This is a genomic window from Nocardioides sp. T5 (assembly GCF_048161455.1).
In the GTDB taxonomy this organism is placed as follows: Bacteria; Actinomycetota; Actinomycetes; order Propionibacteriales; family Nocardioidaceae; genus Nocardioides.
Window position 1 is genome coordinate 3,197,652 of record NZ_CP182415.1, and the last position, 15,707, is coordinate 3,213,358.

12 protein-coding genes and 1 riboswitch are annotated in these 15,707 nt (G+C 72.8%); of the genes, 4 read left to right on the forward strand and 8 right to left on the reverse strand.

Annotated features, from left to right (window positions below; genetic code table 11):
- Window position 1: 1 nt before the first annotated feature.
- A riboswitch (cobalamin riboswitch) is annotated at window positions 2–141 on the reverse strand.
- A gap of 110 nt (window positions 142–251) precedes the next feature.
- The 4 genes from ACNKF0_RS15590 to gatC form a co-directional block, all read right to left on the reverse strand.
- Window positions 252–1,661, reverse strand: coding sequence for a hypothetical protein (locus tag ACNKF0_RS15590; protein WP_416953552.1), 1,410 nt, complete (start codon window positions 1,659–1,661; stop codon window positions 252–254).
- A 165-nt stretch (window positions 1,662–1,826) separates the two neighbouring features.
- Window positions 1,827–3,320: an Asp-tRNA(Asn)/Glu-tRNA(Gln) amidotransferase subunit GatB gene (gene gatB, locus ACNKF0_RS15595; protein WP_416958548.1), complete on the reverse strand. Its 1,494-nt coding sequence runs from the start codon at window positions 3,318–3,320 to the stop codon at window positions 1,827–1,829.
- 16 nt (window positions 3,321–3,336) lie between these two features.
- Window positions 3,337–4,866, reverse strand: a complete 1,530-nt coding sequence (gatA, locus tag ACNKF0_RS15600; protein WP_416953554.1) for an Asp-tRNA(Asn)/Glu-tRNA(Gln) amidotransferase subunit GatA — start codon at window positions 4,864–4,866, stop codon at window positions 3,337–3,339.
- A complete protein-coding gene (gene gatC, locus ACNKF0_RS15605; protein WP_268112728.1) occupies window positions 4,866–5,165 on the reverse strand; it encodes an Asp-tRNA(Asn)/Glu-tRNA(Gln) amidotransferase subunit GatC in 300 nt (99 codons plus the stop codon). The genes gatA and gatC overlap by 1 nt, the downstream gene beginning before the upstream one ends.
- Before the next feature lie 126 nt (window positions 5,166–5,291).
- Between gatC and ACNKF0_RS15610 the strand changes: the two genes are divergently transcribed.
- The 3 genes from ACNKF0_RS15610 to ACNKF0_RS15620 are packed head-to-tail and all read left to right on the forward strand — an operon-like array spanning window position 5,292 to window position 8,423.
- Complete coding sequence (locus tag ACNKF0_RS15610; protein WP_416953556.1) at window positions 5,292–6,863, forward strand: N,N-dimethylformamidase beta subunit family domain-containing protein; 1,572 nt, start codon at window positions 5,292–5,294, stop codon at window positions 6,861–6,863.
- Between the two features lie 34 nt (window positions 6,864–6,897).
- Window positions 6,898–7,515, forward strand: coding sequence for a hypothetical protein (locus ACNKF0_RS15615; RefSeq protein WP_416953558.1), 618 nt, complete (start codon window positions 6,898–6,900; stop codon window positions 7,513–7,515).
- Window positions 7,512–8,423: an LCP family protein gene (locus ACNKF0_RS15620; protein ID WP_416953560.1), complete on the forward strand. Its 912-nt coding sequence runs from the start codon at window positions 7,512–7,514 to the stop codon at window positions 8,421–8,423. Before ACNKF0_RS15615 ends, ACNKF0_RS15620 begins: the two co-directional genes overlap by 4 nt.
- 31 nt (window positions 8,424–8,454) lie before the next feature.
- On the opposite strand, the gene ACNKF0_RS15625 is transcribed toward ACNKF0_RS15620, so the two are convergent.
- From ACNKF0_RS15625 to ligA, 4 genes are read right to left on the reverse strand one after another with little or no spacing between them, the layout of a single operon-like run.
- Window positions 8,455–9,099, reverse strand: coding sequence for a response regulator (locus ACNKF0_RS15625; RefSeq protein ID WP_299924733.1), 645 nt, complete (start codon window positions 9,097–9,099; stop codon window positions 8,455–8,457).
- Window positions 9,100–9,129: 30 nt separating this feature from the next.
- Window positions 9,130–11,376 carry a histidine kinase gene (locus tag ACNKF0_RS15630; protein ID WP_416953562.1) on the reverse strand — a complete coding sequence of 749 codons (2,247 nt, stop codon included), beginning with the start codon at window positions 11,374–11,376 and terminating at the stop codon, window positions 9,130–9,132.
- 58 nt (window positions 11,377–11,434) lie between these two features.
- Window positions 11,435–12,679, reverse strand: coding sequence for a calcium-binding protein (locus ACNKF0_RS15635; RefSeq protein WP_416953564.1), 1,245 nt, complete (start codon window positions 12,677–12,679; stop codon window positions 11,435–11,437).
- 54 nt (window positions 12,680–12,733) lie between these two features.
- Window positions 12,734–14,926 carry an NAD-dependent DNA ligase LigA gene (gene ligA, locus ACNKF0_RS15640; RefSeq protein ID WP_416953566.1) on the reverse strand — a complete coding sequence of 731 codons (2,193 nt, stop codon included), beginning with the start codon at window positions 14,924–14,926 and terminating at the stop codon, window positions 12,734–12,736.
- A gap of 164 nt (window positions 14,927–15,090) precedes the next feature.
- On the opposite strand from ligA, the gene ACNKF0_RS15645 reads away from it, so the two are divergent.
- Window positions 15,091–15,699, forward strand: coding sequence for a TetR/AcrR family transcriptional regulator (locus tag ACNKF0_RS15645; RefSeq protein WP_299924744.1), 609 nt, complete (start codon window positions 15,091–15,093; stop codon window positions 15,697–15,699).
- Window positions 15,700–15,707 lie beyond the last annotated feature (8 nt).

The following is a 15,707-nucleotide window of genomic DNA, read 5'->3' on the forward strand; positions in this document are numbered from 1 at the left end:
GGTGATCAAGACGCGTCGAGGCAGGTGTTCCGGCTCGCACGGGATCGCTCCCGTGCCCACGGTTGCGGGTCAGCGCCGGTTTCGGACCGGCTTTCCCCAGCTCGGGCGTGTGTGGTGCCGACCCGGTCGGGTGCGGCTTGCGCAGCCTACGCCCAGAACGGCCCGGGACGCACTGCGGCCCGGCGCCACGAGATGAGATCCGTGGACGCCGGGCCGCAGCGGTGGGGCTGTGGATCGGGTGGAGCAGTGGGTCAGTTGCGGACCCGGATCCACGTACGCGCCTCGTCGTCCGAGGTCTTCACGAGACCCACACGACGCTGGTTGCCGGTCGGCAGACGGAGCTTGCGCACGATCTTGGTGCCCTTCGTCTTGCCCTTGACGCGGCGGAAGTCACCCTTGACCTGCATGCAGGCGCTCTCGCCGGGCGCCAGCCCGTAGACGCGGAACTGGACGCGCTCGCCGGCACGGGCCTGCTTGCGCACGGACTCGATGCGGAACCTGTCCTTGCTCGCCGGGGCGAACTGCAGGCCGAGGATCGCCTGGGCCGTGGCGCGGCGCCACTCGTCGCGACCCTCGGCAGGGATGCCGGTGGCCTTGGCTGCCTTGGACCGGTCCTTGCGGAAGGCGACGGCACCGGTGTCCTTGGTCAGTGCCGTGCGGCACTTGTACTTGTCGACCGGCTGGTTCTTGCGGACCCAGAGCGCCGCCTTCTGCGCAGCGTCGGACTGGCGCATCAGGCCGAGGGCGTAACCACCGAGGGCGGTGGTGTTGGTATTGATCTGCGCGTTGGCGCCGGAGCTGCGGATGGCACCGCTGTTGCGCTGCCGGTCGACCAGCCAGGCGCTGGCCTTGTCGAGGGCGGCCTTGACCGCCGGGGAGCTGTCGTGCGACTCGATCAGGTTGATCATCGCGAGCGCGGTGGCGTCCGGATCGAGCTCGCTGCCGGGCGTGCCCTCGGTGCACGACTGGTTGGGGACGTTGGCCTTTTCGAAGTTGAGCCGGAAGTAGCCCGACGCGCACTGCTGCTTCAGCAGGAAGTCGCGTGCCGCGACCGCCTCGGAGGACCGGGCGAGTGACAGCTCGCGCACGGCGTAGGACTGCCCGACGACGTTGGCGTAGTTGCCGAACTCCGACTTGTCGAAGATCCGGCCGGCGATGGCCGCGGCCTGCGGCTCGGCGGCCGGGTCCGCCGGCACGTCGGCCGTGCGCTGCTCGAGGCGCGCCACCAGGTTCTTGCCGCCGTAGTCGATCGGGTTCTCGCCCGCGGCGCGGATGAACGCGGCGGCCTTGCCGAGCGCTCCGGCGTACGACTCCTTGGTGCCGTCGCCGACGTACTCGTCGACGCGCGGCTTGAACGCGGCGTTGATCGCCGCGACGCCGGCCTCGTGACCCGGGACGCTGTGCAGCGCGAGGCCGGTGTCGAGAGTCAGCCCGTAGTCGGGTCCGCTCGAGCCGACCATCAGCCCGTTGGCGAGCTCGTCGGTGATCCAGTCGGCCGCGACGTTGGACGGCGTGCTGTCGGTCTTCACGCCTGCCTTGGCAGCCCGGAGGGCCGACGACGGGTCGGCCGTGGCCGGCGGAGCGGCGAGCACTCCGGCGCCCAGGGCGACGGTCGACAGGACGACCGCTGCTGATCGGATGGGTCGAATGCGATGGTGCATGACTTCCTTTCCGCTCGCCGGGGACGTCACGGCCGCATGCCGCGGCCGACCACTTCCCCCGATGCTGCGAGCGTCTTGGTTGGCGATGTGACCAATGGGACTCGCCAGCACCATAACAAGTTGTCTAGACCGTGTTTCGGACGCATCTTCCGACCAAAGTAGGGGTCAGGAGAGCTTCTCCAGGATCAGCTCCCGGACCCGGCCGGCGTCGGCCTGGCCGCGCATCTCCTTCATCACGGCGCCGATCAGGGCGCCGGCAGCGGCGACCTTGCCGTCGCGGATCTTGTCAGCCACGTCGGGGTTGGCGGCGATGGCGTTGTCGACCGCCGCACCGAGCGCACCGTCGTCGGAGACGACCGCGAGGCCGCGCTTCTCCACGACCTCGTCGGGGCCGCCCTCACCTGCGAGGACGCCCTCGAACACCTGGCGGGCCAGCTTGTCGTTGACGACCTTCTCGTCGACGAGCGCCTGGATGCGGGCGACCTGGGCGGGCGTGATCGGCAGGTCCACGAGGTCGACCCCGTCCTCGTTGCTGCGCCGGGCGAGCTCACCGAGCCACCACTTGCGGGCGGCCTGCGGGGCGGCACCCTCGGCGATCGTCTCGACGACCAGGCCGAGCGCGCCGGCACCGATGGTGTCGCGCATCTCGAGGTCGCTGAAGCCCCACTCGGCCTGCAGCCGCGCGCGGCGTACGGTCGGGTTCTCCGGCAGCGTGCCGCGCAGCTCCTCGACCCACTCACGGCTCGGCGCGACCGGCACCAGGTCCGGCTCGGGGAAGTAGCGGTAGTCCTCCGCGTCCGACTTCACCCGCCCGCTCGTGGTGATCCCCGTGTCCTCGTGCCAGTGGCGCGTCTCCTGCAGGATCGATCCGCCGCCGCTCAGGATCGCGGCGTGCCGCTGCATCTCGAAGCGCACGGCCCGCTCGACGGAGCGGAACGAGTTGACGTTCTTGGTCTCGGTGCGGGTGCCGAGGGTGCCGCTGCCCTTGGGCGACAGCGACAGGTTGACGTCGGCGCGCAGGTTGCCCTGGTCCATCCGCGCCTCGGAGACGCCGAGCGCGACGATCAGCTCGCGCAGCTGCGCGACGTAGGCCTTGGCGACCTCGGGCGCCCGCTCGCCGGCGCCGAGGATGGGCCGCGTGACGATCTCGATGAGCGGGATCCCGGCGCGGTTGTAGTCGACCAAGGAGTGGTCGGCGCCGTGGATGCGACCGGTGGCGCCGCCGACGTGCAGCGACTTGCCGGTGTCCTCCTCCATGTGGGCACGCTCGATCTCGACCCGGTAGGTCTCGTCGTCGCCCCCCTCGGTCGGCACCGTGACGTCCATGTAGCCGTCGAAGGCAATCGGCTCGTCGTACTGCGACGTCTGGAAGTTCTTCGGCATGTCCGGGTAGAAGTAGTTCTTCCGGGCGAACCGGCACCACTCGGCGATGTCGCAGTTGAGGGCGAGGCCGATGCGGATGGCCGACTCCACGGCCTTGCCGTTGACGACCGGCATCGCACCGGGCAGGCCGAGGCAGGTCGGGCACACGCCGGCGTTGGGCTCGCCACCGAAGACGGCCGGGCAGCCGCAGAACATCTTCGAGGCCGTGTTGAGCTCGACGTGGACCTCGAGGCCGAGGGCCGGGTCGTAGGCCGCGAGCACGTCGTCGAAGGGCATCAGGGTCTCGGTCACGTCACTTCACCTCGGCAGTCGGGGCGCCGGTCAGGGCGGGCGCCTGGTCGAGCAGCGGGCCGCCCCACTGGTCGGCGTGGAGGGCCTCGAGCGCGGCTCCGACGCGGTAGACGCGGTCGTCGGCGAGCGCGGGGGCGAGCACCTGGAAGCCGCTGGGCAGGCCGTCCTCGTCGGCGAGGCCATTGGGGACCGAGATCCCGGGCACGCCGGCGAGGTTGGCGGGGATGGTGGCGAGGTCGTTGAGGTACATCGCCATCGGGTCGTCGAGCTTCTCCCCCAGCCTGAACGCCGTGGTGGGTGCCGTCGGCGACACGAGCACGTCGACACCGGCGAAGGCGGCGTCGAAGTCGCGGCTGATGAGCGTGCGGATCTTCTGGGCCTGGCCGTAGTAGGCGTCGTAGTAGCCGCTCGACAGGGCGTAGGTGCCGAGGATGATGCGGCGCTTGACCTCGTCGCCGAAGCCCGCGTCGCGGGTGGCCCGCATGACCTCCTCGGCACTCGGGTCGCCGTCCGGCGTCACGCGCAGGCCGTAGCGCATCGCGTCGAACTTCGCGAGGTTGCTCGACGCCTCGGCCGGGAGGATGAGGTAGTAGGTGGCGAGGGCGTGCACGAACGACGGGCACGACACCTCGACGACCTCGGCCCCCGCCCGGACCAGCAGGTCGACCGACTCCTGGAAGCGCGCCATGACGCCGGCCTGCCAGCCCTCGCCGGCGAGCTCGGTGATGACACCGACCTTGACGCCGCTCATGTCGCCGACCGAGCCGGCCCGCGCCGCCTCGGTGAAGGACGGCCACTCCTGCTGGATGGAGGTGGAGTCACGCGGGTCGTGCCCGCCGATGACGTCGTGCAGCATCGCCGCGTCAAGCACCGTGCGGGTGACCGGGCCGGCCTGGTCGAGGCTGTTGGCGAGCGCCACCAGGCCGTAGCGCGAGACGCCGCCGTAGGTCGGCTTCACGCCGACCGTGCCGGTCACGGCGCCGGGCTGGCGGATGGAGCCGCCGGTGTCGGTGCCGATGGCGAGCGGAGCCTCGAAGGCGGCGACCGCGGCTGCCGAGCCGCCACCGGACCCGCCGGGGATCCGGTCGAGGTCCCACGGGTTGCGGGTCGGGCCGTAGGCCGAGTGCTCGGTGGAGGAGCCCATCGCGAACTCGTCCATGTTGGTCTTGCCGAGGATCGGCAGCCCGGCCTCACGCAGCCGTGACACCACGGTGGCGTCGTAGGGCGGGATCCACCCCTCGAGGATCTTCGAGCCGCAGGTCGTCGCGAGGCCCTTCGTGGCGAGGACGTCCTTGACCGCGATCGGTACGCCGTCGAGCGGCCCGCGTGCCTCGCCGCGGGCGCGCCGGGCGTCGGACTCCGCGGCGTCGGCGAGCGCTCCGTCGCGGTCGACCTGGAGGAACGCGTGGACCGCGCCGTCGACGGCGTCGATGCGGTCGAGGTGGGCCTCGGTGAGCTGGACCGACGTGTGGTCGCCGGCCGCGAGCCCCTCGGCGAGCGTGGCGGCCGTGCTGCGGGTGATCTCGTTCATCAGGCCTCCTCGCCCAGGATCCGCGGGACGGAGAAGCGCTGGTCCTCGACGGCGGGGGCGCCGGACAGCGCCTCCTCGGCCGTCAGGCCCGGCACCACGACGTCCTCGCGGAAGACGTTGGTCAGCGGCAGGGCGTGCGAGGTGGGCGGCACGTCGTCGCCTGCGACCCCGTTGATGGAGGCCACCGACTCCAGGATGACGCTCAGCTGGGGCGCCAGGTGGTCGAGCTCGGCGTCGGAGAGGTCGATGCGGGCGAGCATGGCCAGATGGGCCACCTCGTCCCTGGAGATCTCGGGCATGGGGTTGATCCTAGGTCCCCGCCTCGGCAGCGCCCGCCCCCGGTCGGGACGTGGTCCGCAACGTCCCGACCGTCCGGGATCGCCGCCCCATGTGCCGGGAAGTGCCTCCCGACGAGCGTCGACAGCATGACGATCCTGGCACAGCCGATGACAGTCCTGGTGGCGCTCGTGGTGCTGGCGACCGGGTGTGCACCCGACGCGCGGACCGGTCGGGACGCCGGCACCGACCCGGGGGTCGCGATCGGCCTGCCCCGGGCGCAGGCGGACGCGGAGGCGACCGAGCCGCCGGAGCCCGAGCCCACGCCCGAGCCCCGCGGCACGGAGGACTGGCGGGTGAGCCGGCCGTCCTACCGGGGCGAGGTCGCGGCCTACACCACGCACGCGAGCGGCGTGCCGGGCACGCAGCTGGGGTTGAAGGTGTCGACGACCGAGGGCGGCTGGGAGGCGGCGGCGTTCCGGATCGGGTCCTACGAGGGCGGCACCGGCGCCTTCGTGTGGGAGTCCGGGTTCCGTCGCGGCCGCCGGCAGCCGGCGCCCCGGTGGTCGTCGTACGAGCGGCGCACCGTGGTGGCCCCGTGGGAGCGCGACCTGACCGTCGACACCTCCACCTGGACGCCCGGCTTCTACGTCTTCCGCCTGCGCACCGACACCGGGTGGGAGACGCAGGTCCCCTACGTCGTCAGCTCGGAGTCGGCGCGGGGCACCGTCGCGCTCGTCGCTCCCGTCACCACGTGGCAGGCCTACAACGAGTGGGGCGGCTACAGCCTGTACGCCGGCGCCAACGGCGACGCACCCAGCCACGCGGTGAGCTTCGACCGGCCCTACAACGGGGCGACCGGGGCCAACGACTACCGCACCGCCGCGATCCCGGTCGTCGTGCGCGCCGAGCGGACCGGCGTGCCGCTGTCCTACTTCACCAACGTCGACCTCCACACCACGCCGGGCGCGCTGGCCGGCGCCCGCGGCTACGTCTCGATGGGTCACGACGAGTACTGGACGAACACCATGCGCGACGTCGTGATGGGCGCCCGCGACGCCGGGACCAACCTGGCCTTCCTGGGGGCGAACACCATGTACTGGCGGATCCGGCTGGAGCCGGGCTCCGAGGGCCCCGCCCGCGTCGTCGTCGGCTACCGCCACTCGGCCCACCTCGACCCGCTCTACGCGCAGGGCTCGGTCGACGCCACCGCGCTGTTCCGCGAGCCGCCGGTGCCCCGCCCCGAGCACGACCTGCTGGGCATGCAGTACGAGTGCTACCCGGTCGACGCCGACTACGTCGTCGCCACCCCGGGCTGGTGGGGCTTCCGGGGGACGGGCGTACGCCGCGGCACCCACGTCCACGGCCTCGTCGGTCCGGAGGCCGACCGGGTCTACCCCGACGGGCGGCTGCCGCGACCGCTGCAGGTGCTCAGCCACTCGCCGTACTCGTGCCGGGGCGTCACGACCACGACGCAGTCGGTCTACTACACGGCCGGGTCGGGTGCCGGGGTCTTCGCGGCCGGCACGCTGCGCTGGGGCTGCGCGATGGTCGACCGGTGCGAGCGCCCGCTCGGTGCCCGGACGCTGGAGTTCACCCGCACGGTCACCGGGACCCTGGTCACCGAGTTCGCCCGCGGCCCGGTCGGCACACGGCACCCGGCCCACGACAACGTGGCGCAGTTCGACCTCTCCCCCGTCAACACGGTCCCGGCGAGCTGAGACAGCGCAGGCTGCGTCGGCCATGATGATCGGCATGGGCCACACTCGACGCCACGTCGGGCGGACCGCACGCACCGGCGTCGCGGTCGCGGTGGCGCTGCTCGTCGCCGGCTGCTCGACGGGCAGCCCGCCCGACGACGAGGAGACCCCCAGCGCCGAGTCCGCCGCGCTCCGCGTGCAGACGGTCACCGGGGCCGAGAGCCTCGACGAGGCCGCCCGCGCCGAGGTCGAGGGCGCCGTCGGTGACGTCCTCTCCGACTACGTGGTCGAGGGGTTCCTCGGGGAGTTCCCCCGCCAGGACTTCGTCCGGGCCTTCGAGTCCTTCACCAGCGTGGCCGCGCGCAAGGCGACCCGGGACATCGACCTGCTCACCGCCGCCACCGTGCGCGACGCGACCGCCGTGCGCGCCACCGAGCTCGACGCCCGGCTGTCGTTCCTCGACGAGGCCGGCGAGGTGCACGGCGGGACCGCCGCGGTGCACTTCACCTTCGAGGCGACCATGGAGGACGGCTCGACGCGACCGCTGGCGCTCGACGGGCGGTTCATGCTCGAGGCCGGTGACGACGACAGCTGGTCGATCTTCGGCTACGACGTCAGGTTCGACGATGGTGACGAGTCGTCCGCCGAGACGGAGCCGGAGGCCGGGTCATGAGGTGGCTGCGGCGCACCGCCGCACGGCTGGCGCTCCTGGCCGGCATCGCGCTCGTCGTGCCGTCCGGCGCCGTGCACCCCACGACCATCAGCCTGACGACCATCGGCACCGCCAAGGCGGTCGACGCGGGCGACGGGGTCGTCTGGGTCCTCGCCCTTGGCTCCGAGGCCGCCGCCGGCAAGGACGTGATGGCGGGCCTGACGGACGCGATCCAGCTCGTCGGGGTGAACCTCGACACCGGCCGCGCCGTCGCGATCGGCCTCCCCCGCGACCTCTACGTCGAGCTGGACGGCGGTCGGGCCCGGCTCAACACGGCTCTGCGCGACGACGGCCCCGAGGGGATCGCGCGCGAGGTCGACGACCTGCTCGGGATCGAGCCCGACGTGGTCCTGGTGACCGGGTTCGAGGGGTTCCTGACGATGATGGGCGCCGTCGGCGACGTCCGCGTGGACTCGCCGCAGGCCTTCACCACCGAGGACGGCGACGTCCGGGTGGAGCGAGGGCGCAACACCTTCGACGCCGATCAGTCGCTGTCGTACGCGCGCACCCGCGAGACGCTCCCGGGTGGCAGCGACTTCGAGCGTGTGGCCAACCACCAGCGGCTGCTCCTCGGCACGCTGGAGCGGCTCCGGAGCGCCGAGGACGAGGAGGGCTTCATGGAGGGGGTCGCGCTCTCCGCGCTCGGCGGCCTGCAGACCGACATGTCGCCCGCGGAGGTCTACCGCCTCGTCCAGGCCCTGACGTTGGTCGACCCGGGGCGCACGACGGGCTGCATCATCACGGGCACCTTCGGCACCGAGGACGGCGCGTCCGTCGTCTACCCCGACCTGGCCCAGGCCCGAGCCGTGGGTGCCGACGCTCGCGACGACGCGCGGCTCCAGGGCGGCTGCCGCGACGACACCGGCTGACCCCCATCCCGACTCAGCCGAGCCTCGTCGCTCAGCCCAGCCCCGCCTCGCGGGCCTTGACGATCGCCTGCGCCCGGTGGGCCACCTGCAGCTTGGTGAAGATGTTGCTGGCGTGGTTGCGCACGGTCTTGATCGACAGGCCGAGCTGTCGGGCGATCTCCCCGTTCTCCTTGCCCTCCGCGATGAGCCCCAGCACGACCCGCTCACGCTCGGTGAGGTCGGGGAACGCGTCGGCGGCCGGTCGGCTGCGGGCACCCGCGAAGTAGGCCATCACCCGGTCGGCGATGCCCGGCCCGAAGATCACCTCGCCGGCGCCGACGGCCTGGACCGCCCGGGTGATCTCACCGCGCCGCGCGCCCTTGAGGAGGTAGCCACGTGCCCCGGCGCGCACGGCCGCGAACACGGACTCCTCGTCCTCCATCATCGTCAGCACGAGGACCCCGATGTGGGGAGACGAGCCGACGATCTGCGCGGTCGCGTCGATGCCGTTGACCCGCGGCATGTGCAGGTCCATCAGCACCACGTCGGGCTGGAGGTCGAGGGCCAGGGCGATCGCCATGGCGCCGTCCGAGGCCGTGCCCACCACCTCCACGTCCGGCGTCGCGGCGAGCAGGGCCTCCAGCCCACGGCGGAACTCCTCGTGGTCGTCGGCGATCAACACCCGGTAGCCGTCCATCGGGCTCCTCCTGACTCGTGCTCGGACTCCTCATCCCTGGTCGAGCGGCAGACCCACCCGGACCACGGTGCCGCCACCGGGGCGGTCGACGACCTCGAACGTCCCTCCGAGCTCCTCGGCCCGCTCCCGCATCGAGGACAGGCCTACACCCGGACGGCGGTCCGCTGCCAGCCCCGACCCCGTGTCGGACACCTCGATGCGCAGGTCGCCGGCGTCGCGGGACAGGCGTACGACGCACCGGTCGGCGCCGCTGTGGCGCTGCGCGTTGGTCACCGCCTCGACGACGATGCGGTAGGCAGCGACCTCCACCGCCGCGGTGAGCGGCTCGATGTCGTCGTCGGCCTCGACGGTCCACGGCACCGTGCCCGCCCCGGCGCCGTGCTCGGCAGCCCGGTGGCGCAACGCCGACACGAGGCCGAGCTGGTCGAGCGCCGGCGGGCGCAGGCCCTCCACGAGCCGGCGTACCTCGCCGATGCCCTCACGGGCCTGGTCGGAGAGCCGCGCGACCAGGTCGGCCGCCTGCCCGGGGTCGTCCTCGATGAGGTCGGTGGCTGCCTCGAGGCGCATCGCGAGCGACGCGAGCGACGGCCCCAGGCCGTCGTGCAGGTCGCGCCGGAGCCTGCGTCGCTCCTCCTCCCTCGCTGCGACCAGCCGCTGCCGGGACACCTGCAGCTCGCGGTTGGCGGTGACGGCCTGGACCAGGGCACCCACCTGCGTGCCGACGTCCTCGAGCAGCCGTCGGTCACCGGGTCCGAAGGGGTCGTGGCCGGCGTCCACCTCCAGGCGGAGACGGCCCACGGTGGTGCCGCCGACGGACAGGTCGACGGTCGCGGGCGTCCCGGTCGGAGCACCGACGGAGGCGGCCACCGGCCCGGAGGTCGGGGTGGCCAGCACGTCGACGGCCGCGAAGGACAGGTGGAGGCGGCGCGCGAGCAGCTCGAGCGCCTCCCGCAACGCGTCCTCCGGAGCGGTCAGCGCGTCGAGCCGGCGCAGGTCCGAGACCACCCGGTGCGGGAACTCCCGGTCGCCGTAGACCACGCGGCGCACCGTCCGCTGCACCGCGACGGCCGCCGGCAGCAGCAGCAGCGCCAGCAGACCACCGGCGAGCATCGAGCCGACCGAGATGTCCGCCGCGGCGTCCACGGCCCGCACCATGGCGACGAAGGCGGCGGCGACGACGACCAGCACGAGCGCCTGGACGAGCCCGCGCCGGACCCGCGGCTCGATCTCGGCGAGGTGGTAGCGCCCGGCGGCGGCCGCGACGCCGGCCAGCCCGAGCGCCCCTGCGAGCAGGACGAGCACGTCCTGGCGCAGCAACGGGGCGCCGGTGAGCAGGGCCGGCGCTGGGCCGAGGACGAACCAGGCCGTGGCGCCGGCGGCGATGCCGAGGAGCGCGAGCCGGGTGGCGAGCACGTCGGTGCGCTCTCGAGCCCTGAGGTACGCCATGGTCGCGACCACGAGGAGGGCCGGGGCGGTGGCCCAGAGGGCGGGCGCCCAGACGGTCGCCCACACCGACAGCCGCTCCAGGGGCGAACCGGCGCTCCCGAGACGCACCGCCACCCAGCCGGCGTACCCGAGCAGGGGGACGGTGAGGAGCGCGAGCGTCGCCCACCGGTCGCGGGCAGCGGCTCGGGTCAGGAGCGCGACCGAGAGCAGGAGCGCCACCAGCCCGAGAGCGGCCATGGCCTCCCCGACGAGCTGGGGCCAGGCGCCACGGGCGCCGGCGAGGTCGATGACGCCGAGACCCAGCGGGGTGGACGTGATGGCGGCCGGCAGCAGGGCGGCGGCCGCGAGGAACGCCCGGGCGGGACCGGCCGCCGGTCGTGCCCAGAAGACGAGGGAGCCCAGCACGAGCAGCAGGGCGGGCAGGAGCACCACGTGCGGGGCGCTCCGCGTGGCGGCCCCGAGCGGGTAGCGGGTCAGCGTGACGTCGACCTGCTGGATCAGGTCGAGGCCGGACCCGGTGCGGCGCACCTCGTAGCGGACCACGTCGCCCACCTGACGCCGTACGCCGTCGCCGTCCCGGTCGCTGTCGCTGACCCAATCGGCCGGCGAGCGCCCGTCGACGGCCTGCACCACGTCACCGGGCCGCAGGGGGGTCTCGCCGTAGGTGGTCGCGACCCGCACGGTCTCGCCCCAGCTCGCGCCGGCCGACGGCAGGAGCCTCGAGGAGAGGCTGGTGCCGTCGGACGGGCCGGCCAGCAGCGCGAGGACGGTCCAGCAGACCGGCACCGCCCAGGCCACTGCGAGCACGAGCAGCCTGCTGGTGCGCGCCATGGAGGAATCGTGCCCCCGTCCGGCGCTGCGGGGGAAGAAGACGCGCTGCGCAGGAGGCTCAGCAGCTGGAGCGCTTCTCGGCCGCCTTGCAGGTGTCGTTGCCGCTACGACCGCGCGCGATGTCGAACCCGCGGCCGCCGTCGAGGCGGTCGGGCTGCCGGGAACCGGTCATCACGTCGGCGCCGCCGCGGCCGTAGATCATGGCGCGGTAGTCGGGGTGCGCGGTGATGACCTCGGAGTCGTTGCTGCCCTTGAAGATCGACAGCGTCCGCGCCGGGAGCACGACGTCGCTGAAGCCGTTGATCTTCCCCTCGATGGTGAAGGGGAGGTCGCGGATGGTCGTCCTTCTCATCTGGTCGATGCGCAGGGTGGGCTTGATCGCCGGGTTGGAGTTGGGGAGCAGCCGGAGCTTGTCCTGCCCGCCGTGGCCCCGGGCGGAGAAGCCGGACTCGCCGGGGATCGGGAAGGTGACGGTGTCGACGCCGCTCCCGCCGCGGAACTCCTGGTGGAGCTCCGAGGTCGAGCTCAGCGTGTCGGCGCCGCTGCCGCCGACGAAGGTGTCGGAGCCGAGGCTGCCGGTCAGCGTGTCGTCACCCGCGTCGCCGTAGAGCCGGTCGTTGCCGAGGGCGCCGGCGGTGTCGGCGACGATCGTGTCGTCACCACCCCGACCGAAGATCGTGTCGTCGCCGCCGCGCGCAGTGATGACGTCGGCGGAGTTGGTGCCCTTGACCGTGTCGCCGAGGGGTGACCCGACGAGCCGGATGCCGCCGTCGAACCCGGTGACGGTGTCGTTGCCGTCGGCGGCGATCGGGACGGTCGCGGCGGCGCGGAAGTCGACCACCACCGGGGCGATCGCGTTGACGTAGGTGACGCCGTCGAGAAGCACGGCGGTGCCCTCGCTGGCGGGCCGCGGGTCGTGGCCGAGGTCGATCGTGTCGTCGCCTGCGCCGCCGGAGATGGTGTCGCCCTTCTTGACGACCCGGCCGAACTGGTCGAGCCGCACCAGGTCGGTCTCGCCGTGGAGGCGGTCGTTGCCGTCACCGCCGAGGATCGTGTCGGCGCCGTCGCCGCCGCAGATCACGTCGTTGCCACCGAGTCCGCGGACGGTGTCGTTGCCGCCGCGTGCGACCACCACGTCGCGCTGCGGCGTGCCGGTGATGGTGTTGGCCTTGTCGTTGCCCACGATCGTGGCCCGCAGGCCGGCACAGCTCGGGGCGGCGTGCGCGGTGGGCGCGACGGCGAGCGGTGCCGCGAGACCGGCTGCCGCGACGACGGCGGGCACGAGGTGACGGATGAGGCGCATGCAGACTCCCAGGAATGGTTTCGTTCCTGGGTTGATGACCGCCCCCGGCCCTTCTCAAACCTCCAGCGCGTCGGGTCCCTTCTCCAGCAGCACCACGAACTGGTCCTCGTCGAGCACCGGCACGCCGAGCTGCTCGGCCTTGTCGGCCTTCGACCCGGCGTTGTCGCCGACCACGACGTAGTCGGTCTTCTTCGACACCGACCCCGAAGCCTTGCCGCCGCGGCTGATGATTGCCTCCTTCACCGAGTCGCGCGTGTAGTGCTGCAGGGAACCGGTGGCCACGATCGTGAGGCCCTCGAGCGTGCGCGGGACGGACTCGTCCCTCTCGTCGGCCATCGACACGCCGGCGGCGGCCCAGGCGTCGACGATCGCGTTGTGCCACGCGGCGTTGTCGCCGACCTCCTCGGACTCGGCGTCGCCGACGCTCGCGCCGTGGAACCACTCGCGCACCGACGCCGCGATCGTCGGGCCGACGCCGTCGGTGGCCGCCAGCGCCTCCTCCGAGGCCTCGCGGATCGCGCTCATCGAGCCGAACTCGGTGGCCAGCGCACGCGCTGCGGTCGGCCCGACGTGGCGGATCGAGAGCGCCACCAGCACCCGCCACAGCGGCACGGCCGCCCTGCGCTCGCGGAGGTTGGCCAGCAGGCGCGCGCCGTTGGCCGACAGCTGCGGCCCCTCCTCCCCCTTCTTCGGCGCCCGGGTGAACAACGGCGCCCTCAGCAGGGCTGCCTCGTCGAGGTCGAACAGGTCGCCCTCGTTGGTGATCACGCCGGCGTCGAGCAGCGCGACCGCCGCCTCGTAGCCCAGACCCTCGATGTCGAAGGCACCCCGGCCGGCGACGTGGAAGACCCGCTCGCGCACCTGGGCCGGGCACTTCTCGTGGTTGGGGCAGCGGAGGTCCTTGTCGCCCTCCTTCTGCTGCGCCAGCGGCGTGCGGCACGCGGGGCACCTCGTCGGCATCCGCCAGGGCCTCAGGCCCTTCGGTCGCAGCGCCAGCACCGGGCCGAGGATCTCGGGGATCACGTCGCCGGCCTTGCGCAGGATGACGGTGTCGCCGGGGCGCACGTCCTTGCGCTTGACCTCGTGGGCGTTGTGGAGGGTGGCGTTCTCGACCGTGGAGCCCGCGACCTTCGTGGGCTCCATGACGCCGTAGGGGGTGACGCGCCCGGTGCGGCCGACGTTGACCTCGATCGACCTGAGGAGCGTGTTGACCTCCTCGGGGGGATACTTGAAGGCGATCGCCCACCGCGGCGCCCGGCTCGTGGAGCCGAGCCGACGCTGCAGCGCGACGTCGTCGACCTTGACCACGAGCCCGTCGATCTCGTGGCCGACGATGGTGTGGCGGTGCTCGCCGACGTGGGTGATGAACTCCTCGACCTCCGCGAGCGTGGCGACCACCCTGACCTGCTCGGAGATGGGCAGGCCCCAGGCCCGCAGGGCGTCGTACGCCGAGCTCTGCGAGGTCGGCTCGAAGCCCTCGCGCGCACCGATGCCGTGGCAGACCATGCCGAGGTCGCGGGTCGCGGTGACCCGAGGGTCCTTCTGGCGCAGGGAGCCGGCGGCGGCGTTGCGGGGGTTGGCGAACATCGGCTTGCCCGCCTCAACCATGGAGGCGTTGAGCCGCTCGAAGGCGTCGGTGGGCAGGAACACCTCGCCGCGGACCTCCAGCAGAGCGGGCACCGGGTGCTCGTCGGTCGCGGTCAACCGGTGCGGCACGGAGGCGACGGTCCGCACATTGGGCGTCACGTCCTCGCCGGTGCGCCCGTCGCCGCGGGTGAGCGCACGCACGAGGCGGCCCTGCTCGTAGAGGAGGTTGATGGCGAGGCCGTCGACCTTGAGCTCGCACAGCAGCGCGGGCGACTCGATGCCCTCGCGCAGGATGCGGGTGTGCCACGCGGCGAGCTCCTCGAAGGAGAAGGCGTTGTCGAGGCTCTCCATCCGCTGGAGGTGGTCGACCGCCGTGAACTCGGTGGAGACCGCTCCCCCGACCTTCTGGGTGGGCGAGTCGGGGGTGCGCAGCTCGGGGAACTCCTCCTCCAGGGACTCGAGCTCGCGCAGCCGCACGTCGAACTCGGCGTCGGACAGCGCCGGATCGTCGAGGACGTAGTAGCGCCAGCGGGCGTCGTCCACCTGCTCGCTCAGGTCCTGGTGGCGCTCGCGCGCCTCGGGCGGGGCGGACGCCACCGACGCCGCGGGGGCGTCGGTGACCTCGGTGAGCTCGGGGTCGGGCCGCTCGGACGTGCTCATGCGCACAGTCTGCCGGTCACCTCGGACACCTCGCGCGACGCAGTGGTCTGGACCGGATGAAACGCCTTTGTTCCATCGGAATGGATCTGCCTACCCTGACGTTGTCGAAACGAAACCGTTCCGTTTCATCACTCCGTTCCGCCCAGGACGACCGAGGAGCATGCGTGACCCCGACCGAGACCGGCACCCGCCCCCGCGTGGCGGGAGAGCGCGAGCTGGAGATCCTGGAGGCGACCCTCGAGGTGCTCGCGGACGTCGGCTACGACCTGCTCACGATGGACGCCGTCGCCACCCGGGCGAAGGCGTCCAAGGCCACGCTCTACCGTCGCTGGAAGGGCAAGCCCGAGCTCGTCGTCGCCGCGGTCACCCACCACCACGCCACCACGTCCTCGGCCCCCGACACCGGCACCCTGCGCGGTGACCTGCTCGCCGCCTACTGCGGGCAGGGTGGCCTCAACGACACCCAGGCCCAGTCCGTCCTCGCCGCCGTCGTCACGGCGATGGGGCGCGACCCGGAGTTCGCCGAGGTCTACCGTCGCGACTTCATCAGGCCCAAGATCGCGACGTCCCGGGCCATCTACGAGCGGGCCCGCGCACGAGGAGAAGTCCACCCGGACGCCGACCTCACGATCCTCGGCCCCTCACTCGCCGGCATCGTGCTGCACCGCGCCTTCCTGCTCGGTGAGCCCGTCACCCCCGAGCTCGTCGGACGGGTGCTCGACGAGGTCATCCTCCCCGCGGCGCTCAACGGACCCACGTCCCGCACCGACTGACCATCACG

Bases quoted from the DNA above. Each gene is read 5' to 3' on its own strand.
- gatA (WP_416953554.1), bottom strand. From the start codon at position 4,866: ATGAACGAGATCACCCGCAGCACGGCCGCCACGCTCGCCGAGGGGCTC.
- ligA (WP_416953566.1), bottom strand. From the start codon at position 14,926: ATGAGCACGTCCGAGCGGCCCGACCCCGAGCTCACCGAGGTCACCGAC.
- ACNKF0_RS15590 (WP_416953552.1), bottom strand. From the start codon at position 1,661: ATGCACCATCGCATTCGACCCATCCGATCAGCAGCGGTCGTCCTGTCG.
- ACNKF0_RS15620 (WP_416953560.1), top strand. From the start codon at position 7,512: ATGAGGTGGCTGCGGCGCACCGCCGCACGGCTGGCGCTCCTGGCCGGC.
- ACNKF0_RS15635 (WP_416953564.1), bottom strand. From the start codon at position 12,679: ATGCGCCTCATCCGTCACCTCGTGCCCGCCGTCGTCGCGGCAGCCGGT.
- ACNKF0_RS15625 (WP_299924733.1), bottom strand. From the start codon at position 9,099: ATGGACGGCTACCGGGTGTTGATCGCCGACGACCACGAGGAGTTCCGC.
- ACNKF0_RS15615 (WP_416953558.1), top strand. From the start codon at position 6,898: ATGGGCCACACTCGACGCCACGTCGGGCGGACCGCACGCACCGGCGTC.
- ACNKF0_RS15610 (WP_416953556.1), top strand. From the start codon at position 5,292: ATGACGATCCTGGCACAGCCGATGACAGTCCTGGTGGCGCTCGTGGTG.
- gatC (WP_268112728.1), bottom strand. From the start codon at position 5,165: ATGCCCGAGATCTCCAGGGACGAGGTGGCCCATCTGGCCATGCTCGCC.
- ACNKF0_RS15630 (WP_416953562.1), bottom strand. From the start codon at position 11,376: ATGGCGCGCACCAGCAGGCTGCTCGTGCTCGCAGTGGCCTGGGCGGTG.
- gatB (WP_416958548.1), bottom strand. From the start codon at position 3,320: ATGCCCTTCGACGACGTGCTCGCGGCCTACGACCCGGCCCTCGGCCTC.